This window comes from Limnobacter sp. CACIAM 66H1 (assembly GCF_001601825.1).
Classification (GTDB): Bacteria; Pseudomonadota; Gammaproteobacteria; order Burkholderiales; family Burkholderiaceae_B; genus Limnobacter.
In genome coordinates, this window is sequence record NZ_LUJK01000079.1 from 1 (window position 1) to 8,202 (window position 8,202).

At 52.4% G+C, this 8,202-nt stretch carries 7 protein-coding genes; all 7 read left to right on the top strand.

The features are described 5' to 3' along the window. Positions 1 to 331: 331 nt before the first annotated feature. Positions 332 to 841: a cupredoxin family protein gene (locus A0129_RS15015; RefSeq protein WP_105027844.1), complete on the top strand. Its 510-nt coding sequence runs from the start codon at positions 332 to 334 to the stop codon at positions 839 to 841. Positions 842 to 877: 36 nt separating this feature from the next. Further along, the gene (locus A0129_RS15020; RefSeq protein WP_291716217.1) at positions 878 to 1,240 is read left to right on the top strand and encodes a copper-binding protein; all 363 of its coding nucleotides are present in this window, start codon (positions 878 to 880) and stop codon (positions 1,238 to 1,240) included. A 15-nt stretch (positions 1,241 to 1,255) separates the two neighbouring features. Beyond that, positions 1,256 to 2,248: a patatin-like phospholipase family protein gene (locus A0129_RS15025; RefSeq protein WP_291716218.1), complete on the top strand. Its 993-nt coding sequence runs from the start codon at positions 1,256 to 1,258 to the stop codon at positions 2,246 to 2,248. 155 nt (positions 2,249 to 2,403) lie between these two features. After that, positions 2,404 to 2,793: a hypothetical protein gene (locus tag A0129_RS15030; RefSeq protein ID WP_291716219.1), complete on the top strand. Its 390-nt coding sequence runs from the start codon at positions 2,404 to 2,406 to the stop codon at positions 2,791 to 2,793. A gap of 92 nt (positions 2,794 to 2,885) precedes the next feature. Then, positions 2,886 to 4,211, top strand: coding sequence for a TolC family protein (locus A0129_RS15035; protein ID WP_168426857.1), 1,326 nt, complete (start codon positions 2,886 to 2,888; stop codon positions 4,209 to 4,211). Then, positions 4,208 to 5,857 carry an efflux RND transporter periplasmic adaptor subunit gene (locus tag A0129_RS15040; RefSeq protein WP_291716220.1) on the top strand — a complete coding sequence of 550 codons (1,650 nt, stop codon included), beginning with the start codon at positions 4,208 to 4,210 and terminating at the stop codon, positions 5,855 to 5,857. The genes A0129_RS15035 and A0129_RS15040 overlap by 4 nt, the downstream gene beginning before the upstream one ends. After that, the coding region (locus A0129_RS15045) for a CusA/CzcA family heavy metal efflux RND transporter (RefSeq protein WP_291716221.1) at positions 5,854 to 8,202 on the top strand (2,349 nt) is incomplete at its 3' end. The genes A0129_RS15040 and A0129_RS15045, both read left to right, overlap by 4 nt.

The following is an 8,202-nucleotide window of genomic DNA, read 5'->3' on the forward strand; positions in this document are numbered from 1 at the left end:
CAAGCAAGGGATTTCGCGGCTACAGCGCAAACATCATTGGTTCTGAAGCCAGCGGTGATGGGACCACACACGGTGATTGGGGTAACTCACGCTCTGGAAAATCCCGTCAGGAGGTGCTGCGTGAATTGCAAAGCCAAACTCTAGAAGAGCGTCGTCTTGCTAATTCGAACTAAAGGCAAGTCTGAATTCCACAGTCGAATTGATGTTGGTGAGCAGTCGGGAATTTCAGGTGTTGCTAGCCACGCCATGAAATCCAGCAATCGACCTCAGGAAACAATCGAGTTGAAGGTCAGAAAACCTAAAGCCCATTCGGACCACTAAGGAGTTAAGCATGAAAAAAACATTCGCAAATTATTCTCTATCGCTGTTGCTTGGGGCGGGGCTTTTGTTGCCAGTAGCCGTATTGGCACACGGCACTGAGGAGCACAAAAAGCCAGATACCAATGTACAGACTGTTTTTGAGCAAACCGCTTGGGGCATTGCCGGCACTCCGACCAAGGCAAGCCGAACGGTCAAAGTGGTGATGTCCGACAGCATGCGCTTTGAGCCTTCTTCAATGCAGTTCAAGGAAGGTGAAACAGTGAAATTTGTTGTGAAAAACGAAGGAAAGCTGATGCACGAGTTTGTTCTGGGGACTAAAGACAAGAACCTGGAGCATGCAGGCTTAATGAAAAAGTTTCCGGGCATGGCGCATGACGAACCCTACATGGCGCATGTGGCGCCGGGGAAAACCACGGAAATGGTATGGACCTTTAATCGAAGTGGCGAATTTGAGTTTGCCTGCCTGATTGCTGGCCACTTTGACGCTGGCATGCGTGGGCCGTTGCGCGTAGGCAAATAAGCCAACAATTGTTGTTAACACTGAAAAGGAAAAATCATGAAAACTCAATTAATCAAAATCGCTTCTATCTTTGCATTGTCAATTTCGACTTCGGTTTTTGCCGGGGGAGATCACGGCGTCCATTCAAGTAAAGCCGGTGAGCAAAAGTCCATGGAAGGCATGCAGATGAAGCAGTCGGAAACCATGGAAATGACGCAGGGCGAGGTGAAAAAAATTGATCCGAAGACTGGTAAGGTCACGTTGAAGCATGGCGAAATCAAAAACCTTCAAATGCCACCTATGACCATGGTTTTCTCGGCCAAAGAGGCTGCGCAACTGGAAGGCCTGAACAAGGGCGATAACGTTTTGTTTGCTGTGGATCAAAACATGAATATCACGCACATCGAGAAGAAACAGTAATCAGGAGAAGCGCCATTGCAAAACAAATCTGGATTTCCCGCTGGGTCCGTTATCGCGGGCAAAGTGGGTTTAATGCTGAGTTTGCTTGGTTCAGCAATGGTGCTTTGCGCCTGTCAAACAATCGGAAATTTTATTCAGCCAGAAAGTCACAAACCAACTGTTGCGGTGAAGGGAGAACCTTGGTTTAGCGCCGAGCGTGCCGCCTACACTCAGAAATTCGAGAAGGGTTTCATATTGGTTCTTTCCGGCGGCGGTGTTCGGGGCTTTGCGCACATCGGAGTTCTAAAGGCCCTTGAGGAACAGGGGCTTGAGCCCAAAATGGTGATTGGTACCAGCGCTGGCGCTGTGGTGGCCGCTTACTGGGGGTTGGGTTATACAGCCGATCAAATGATGCAACGTGCTGATTCACTAAGTAGCCGGGATCTGTTTGTACCTGTGTTGCCCAACCTGGGGCAGCCAGTTTTGAAGGGCGAGGCAGGGGTGTTCTCTGGCCAGTTTCTCGAGCGACAATTGCGTCGTGATTTTGGCGTTCAAACGCTTGAAGATCTCTCAAAACCAGTTGCCATCGTGGCCACTGATCTGGAAACCGGTCATCCCGTAGTTTTCAATTCGGGCGATGTTACTCAGGCTGTGCGGGCTTCTTCAACAATTCCGGGTATTTTCACACCACCTTCGATCAACGGACGTCTTTACATCGATGGCCAAGCCAGTTCACCACTACCCATTGGCCCGGCGCAGCGTTTGAGCAAACTACCCATTCTTGCCGTGGATGTGGTGTATCCACCCGAACTTGCAGAAGTTTCTACGCTGACCGATGTGATGTTTCAAACCTTTTTGATATCGAGTTTCCGGATCAAAGAGCTTGAGATGCCAATGGCAACAATGATCATCGCGCCGCAACTAAGCAATGTGGGTCAACTGGGTCTGAATGACCGTCATTGGGTGTTCAACGCCGGTTATCTAGAAGCCAAAGAAAAACTTCGAAATTCTGAAAAACTGCTGAAATGATTGATGTGTCAAATAAGTGCAGGGTTGGCGTGAATTTCACGCCAACCCTCACCCCTTTCATTAGCTTGCATCGCCATTACTGAGGTCGATGCTTTTGATTACGCAGGGACGAATGAGCAGATGCTTTAAGTTGCATTACAAATTTGTAATGGACAATGAACGTAAATTTCTTGCTGTGCTTATCGACTGTGTGCTACCTTTTCAAGGCAATTACCATTGAAAGCCACATGACCCATCGATTGCTGATTCACGCTGCATTGTTGTTTGCGCTGCTTTTTCAAAGCCTGGCGCACGCGTTGCCATGCTGCGCCGAGATGGATGCATTGCAATCAGAGACTACGCCAGCAGCCATAATGGACGAGATGGCGCAACATGTGGAGGAAGGTTGTTTTGCAGGCTCGCCCGTGTGTTGTGTGGTTCCTTCGCTGGCCTATGAGGCAGTAATTCTCGACTCTCAGGGTGTTTCACCCGTGCACGTGCCATCAGTGAAGACACTGTTGCTCTCCCAGCTTCAAATTCCTCTCGATCGCCCGCCCCGGGCCTGACTTCTGTTGAAACCCCCGAACTGCCGCAATGCTTGACTGCTTGCGGTTTCTATCGTTTTTCTCATGGTTTGAACACCATGCAGGAGGCCCCCATGTTGGGCAAAACAACCTTTATTAAATTGGCGTTGGCTGCAGTGGCTTTGGTGGCAGTATTTTTCATGGGCAATGTCATGGCTCAAGATACAGCCACCACAGAGTACACTTTGGCGCAGGCGTTGACTCAGCAAGAGCGTGGGGTGTTAAGCCTGTCGCAAGCCCTTGCCTTGGCAGAGCAGCGATCAGAGGCACTGCGTGCGCAAGACGCAGCCACGAAAGCGGCACAAAGCCAGGCGATTGCCGCAGGTGAACTGCCCGATCCCATGTTGAATCTGGAAGTGATCAACATTCCTGCCAACGGGCCAGACCAGTTCAGCCTCGCCGCTGATTTCATGACCATGCGTGGGGTCGGTGTTTCCCAAACATTTACCCGAAAGGACAAGCGCAACGCTCAGGCCAATGTGTTCAACAAAAGCGCTGAGTTTGCTCAAGCCGGAAAGTTTCAGGCGTTGAGCAAATTGCGCACCGCCACAGCGCAGGCTTATCTGGACCGCGTGTACCTACAGGAAATGTTGTTGTTGCTGCAATCGCAACGCAATGAACTAGCGTTGCAAATTGAGGCTGCTGATGCCCAGTACCGGTCAGGCAAGACAGCTCAAACCGATGTGTTTGCAGCACGTACAGAACTTGGTTTGATGGACCTGAAAATTCAGGATACACAAACCCTGCTGGATAATGCACAAGCGGAACTGCAGCGCTGGGTGGGTGAGCAAGCCGATGCAACCCTCGCTGGCCCGGTGGACTTGACGCAATCCCGCTTGCAGGCATCAGACCTGTTTGAAAAGCTTCACCGCCACCCGGAGGTGTTGGCCCTTGAAAAAGTCGAGGCCACTGCACTTGCCGAGGTTCAAGTGAAGCAACAGGAAAAGTCCGCAGACTGGACCTTGTCGGTAATGTATGCCGGGCGTGGGCCCGCGTTCTCTGAGATGCTTTCTTTTGGCGCATCACGCCCACTGTTTGTGGACCAAGACAACCGGCAGAATCAGGCACTGGTCTCAGCCAATGCCATGGCCGCAAAGGCCAAGGCTGAGCGCATTGAACTGCACCGCGAACTCTTGGTGCAAACACAACGCTGGCAACAGACCTGGAAAAGTAACTTGAAGCGAATCAGCGATTTTGATCGCAGCCTGATTCCGCTGACCCAACAGCGCACGCAAGCCGCGCTCGCAGCTTACCAAGGGGCCACGGGTACCCTGGCCGAGGTGCTGGCTGCGCGCCGAATGGAAATCGACATGCGCATGGAAAAACTGCGCATTCAAATGGACACTGCCCAACTTTGGGCACAACTGGAATACCTGATTCCTGTAGAGGTACAACAATGAAAAAGACGCATATCGCGATTGGCACCCTCGCATTGGCAGCGCTGGCTGGCGGGGGTTATGGTTTGTGGGCACTGGGCATGAACCAGGGCATGGACATGATGTCAGCCCCTATTAGTGGCAGTGATGTAAAAGTTGACTCCGCCGCACCCAGCGATGGTGGGAAGGTAGATCCCTCCAGCTGGAACATTCCGCAAGGTGAAGCCGCCACGCGCCGCCACATGGAAAGCGGCATCAAGGCCGGCGATATCGATCCTGAAACCGGGTTGGCCGTGCAGTATTACCACGACCCCATGGTGCCTGGCCGCAAATTCGATTCCCCGGGCAAAAGCCCCTTCATGGACATGATGCTGGTACCAGCCTATTCGGGCGCAGATTCAGCCGACAGTAGCAGTGTAAAGGTAAGTCCGCGCATTCAGCAAAACCTGGGCATACGCACAGCGGCGGTGTCCATGGGCATGTTGGCTCCAGAAATCAGCGCCAGTGGTTCTGTGCAGTGGAACGAGCGTGAGCGGGTGGTGATTCAATCCCGGGCTATGGGATATGTGGAAAATCTGAACGTGACTGCCACGCTCGATTCAGTCCGGCAAGGCCAAACCCTGTTAACAGTGTATGTGCCCGACTGGATTGCTGCGCAAGAGGAATTCTTGTCACTGCAAAAAATGAAAGGTGAGAACTTGCAGCCCTTGGTTGATGCTGCGCGCCAGCGCATGTTGCAAGTGGGCATGAGCAATGCACAAATTCGGCAGGTTGAGCAAAGTGGGCGAACACAACCCCGTGTGGCCATTGTTGCACCCCGCAGCGGTGTGATCACTGAGCTGATGGTGCGTGAAGGCATGACGGTGCAGCCCGGCATGACCCTGATGGAAATCAACGGACTGTCCACCGTGTGGGTGCAAGCCGAGGTGCCCGAGGGGCAGTCTGTTTACGTAAAAGCCGGTGTGAATGTGGTGGCCAAGGCCCAAGCTGTGCCAGGGCGTAGTTTCGAGGGAACGGTGCAGGCTGTGCTGCCACAGTTGAACAGCAACACACGCACCGTGTTGGCCCGCATTGTATTGAAGAACCCAGAGCAGAAACTGCTGCCCGGCATGTTTGTACAAACCCGTTTCATGGATTCAAGCCGACCAGAAACATTGATTGTTCCTTCGGAGGCAGTAATACAAACCGGCCGCCGTGCGGTGGTCATGTTGGCCAATGAGGAAGGCCGCTTCACGCCAGTTGAAATCAAAACTGGCATTGAATTTGATGGAAAAACCGAGGTGCTGGAAGGCCTGCAACCCGGCCAGGAGGTGGTGCTTTCTGGTCAGTTCCTGATTGACTCTGAAGCCAGTTTGCGAGGGCTTGAAGCGCGTTTGAATCCGCCCGGCACTGATTCAGATTCCACAACAAGTACCCACCGCACACCGGGTGTGGTGGAGTCATTGAGCGAAAATGCGGTCACCATAAAGCACCCGCCAGTACCCAGCCTGGGCTGGCCTGAAATGACCATGGAGTTCAGGCTGCCAGAGCCCTCAAAAATGCCGGCTCAAAGTCTGAGGATTGGAGACCAGATCGAGATAGAGTTTCAAATGCAGGAGGGGGACATTCCCCAGGTCATCCAAATTCAGCCAAGCAATTCCGGCATGAAACAAAGCGGGGGTAAACAATGATTGCCTTCATTATTCGCTGGTCAATTGCAAACCGTTTGCTGGTGTTGATCGCAACAGTCATGATCAGCGCCTGGGGTGTGGTGTCGGTGTACAAAACACCGCTTGATGCGCTGCCTGATTTATCCGATGTGCAAGTGATTGTGCGCACCAGCTTTCCTGGGCAGGCCCCTCAAATTGTTGAAAATCAGGTGACCTACCCGCTCACCACCACCATGCTTTCCGTGCCCGGCGCGAGAGACGTGCGCGGCTTCTCGTTTTTTGGCGACAGTTTTGTCTACATTATTTTTGAAGATGGTGTGGACTTGTACTGGGCGCGTTCGCGGGTACTGGAGTATTTAAACCAGGCGCAAAGCAGCCTTCCAGCTGGTGCCAAAAGTGCCTTGGGGCCAGATGCTACAGGCGTGGGTTGGGTGTACCAGTACGCCCTGCAAGACACCACCGGCAATATGGATGTGTCGCAACTGCGGGCTTTGCAAGACTGGTTTTTGCGTTATGAATTGAAAACAGTCGAAAATGTGGCCGAAGTGGCTTCAGTGGGTGGTTTCGTGAAACAGTACCAAGTGGTGCTCGACCCCCAAAAACTTGCGGGCTATGGCATTACGCTGGACGAAGTAGTCAAGGCCATCAACGATGCTAATCAGGAAGCTGGCGGCTCGGTGATTGAACTGGGTGAGGCCGAGTACATGGTGCGCGCTACGGGATACCTGGAAAATCTGGATGATTTTCGTTCGGTTCCCTTAAAAAGCAGTGCCACAGGCATTCCGGTGCAACTTGGCGATGTGGCACGCATCCAGATTGGACCGGAAATGCGTCGCGGCATTGGTGAACTGAATGGCGAAGGCGAATCAGTGGGTGGCATTGTGGTGATGCGGACAGGCAAAAATGCTTTACAAACCATTGATGCCGTGAAAGCAAAACTTGAAAGCCTGAAACCTGGTTTGCCCGAGGGAGTGGAAATGGTTGAAGTGTATGACCGCTCTACACTGATTAACAACGCAATCGACAACCTCAGTTTCAAACTGCTTGAAGAATTCATCGTAGTGGCTCTGGTGTGTCTGGTTTTCCTTTTGCACTTTCGCTCGGCGTTTGTGGCGATTGTTTCCCTGCCCTTGGGTGTGTTGGTGTCGTTTATCGTGATGGAGCAGCAAGGTGTGAATGCCAATGTGATGTCGCTGGGTGGCATTGCGATTGCCGTGGGGGCCATGGTGGACGCCGCGCTGGTCATGATTGAAAACGCGCACAAGCATCTCGAACAGTGGGCGCATGACAACCCCGGCAAGGAATTAACAGGCACAGAGCGCTGGCGCGTGATTGGTGACGCATCCACTGAAGTGGGGCCCGCGCTTTTTTCTTCCTTGTTGATCATCACGCTTAGTTTTATCCCTGTTTTCACGCTAGAGGCACAGGAGGGGCGTTTATTCTCTCCCTTGGCGTTTACAAAAACCTATGCGATGGCGGCCTCGGCGGGTTTAGCCATTACCCTGATCCCGGTGTTGATGGGGTATCTGATTCGGGGAAAAATTCCCAATGAAAATTCGAACCCAATCAATCGAGGTTTGATTGCAGCGTATCGCCCCGCACTCGATGCCGTGTTGAAATTTCCAAAAACCACCGTCGCGGTAGCCTTGGTACTATTGGGAATCAGCTTCTACCCGCTTAGCCAGTTGGGCAGTGAATTCATGCCGCCATTGGACGAAGGCGATTTGTTGTACATGCCCACCGCTTTGCCTGGTTTGTCGGCAGGTAAGGCTGCCGAGTTGTTGCAACAAACAGATCGCTTGATCGCCACGCTACCAGAAGTCGAATCGGTTTACGGCAAAGCAGGACGTGCTGAATCAGCAACAGACCCCGCACCCATGGAGATGTTTGAAACCACCATTCAGTTCAAGCCCAAAAGTGAATGGCGAGAGGGCATGACAGCCGATATGTTGGTAGACGAGCTGGACAAAATTGTACGCGTACCTGGCCTAACCAACATTTGGGTGCCCCCTATTCGCAACCGCATCGACATGTTGGCCACTGGCATTAAAAGCCCGGTGGGTGTGAAGGTGACGGGTGCAGACTTGGGTACCATCAACAAGGTGGCCGTGAACATTGAAAAGGCCGTAAAAAATATAGAGGGAGTGAGTAGCGCATTCGCTGAGCGCCTTACTGGCGGGCGCTATGTGGATGTTGATATTGACCGTGACCTGGCTGCGCGCTACGGCATGAACATATCCGATATTCAATCGATTATTTCAAGCGCAGTGGGTGGCATGAACATTGGTGAAACGGTGGAAGGTTTGCAGCGTTTTCCAATCAATGTACGTTACCCGCGTGAATTGCGCGATTCACTGACCCGCCTG

Bases quoted from the DNA above. Each gene is read 5' to 3' on its own strand.
- A0129_RS15020 (WP_291716217.1), top strand. From the start codon at position 878: ATGAAAACTCAATTAATCAAAATCGCTTCTATCTTTGCATTGTCAATT.
- A0129_RS15015 (WP_105027844.1), top strand. From the start codon at position 332: ATGAAAAAAACATTCGCAAATTATTCTCTATCGCTGTTGCTTGGGGCG.
- A0129_RS15040 (WP_291716220.1), top strand. From the start codon at position 4,208: ATGAAAAAGACGCATATCGCGATTGGCACCCTCGCATTGGCAGCGCTG.
- A0129_RS15035 (WP_168426857.1), top strand. From the start codon at position 2,886: ATGTTGGGCAAAACAACCTTTATTAAATTGGCGTTGGCTGCAGTGGCT.
- A0129_RS15030 (WP_291716219.1), top strand. From the start codon at position 2,404: ATGAACGTAAATTTCTTGCTGTGCTTATCGACTGTGTGCTACCTTTTC.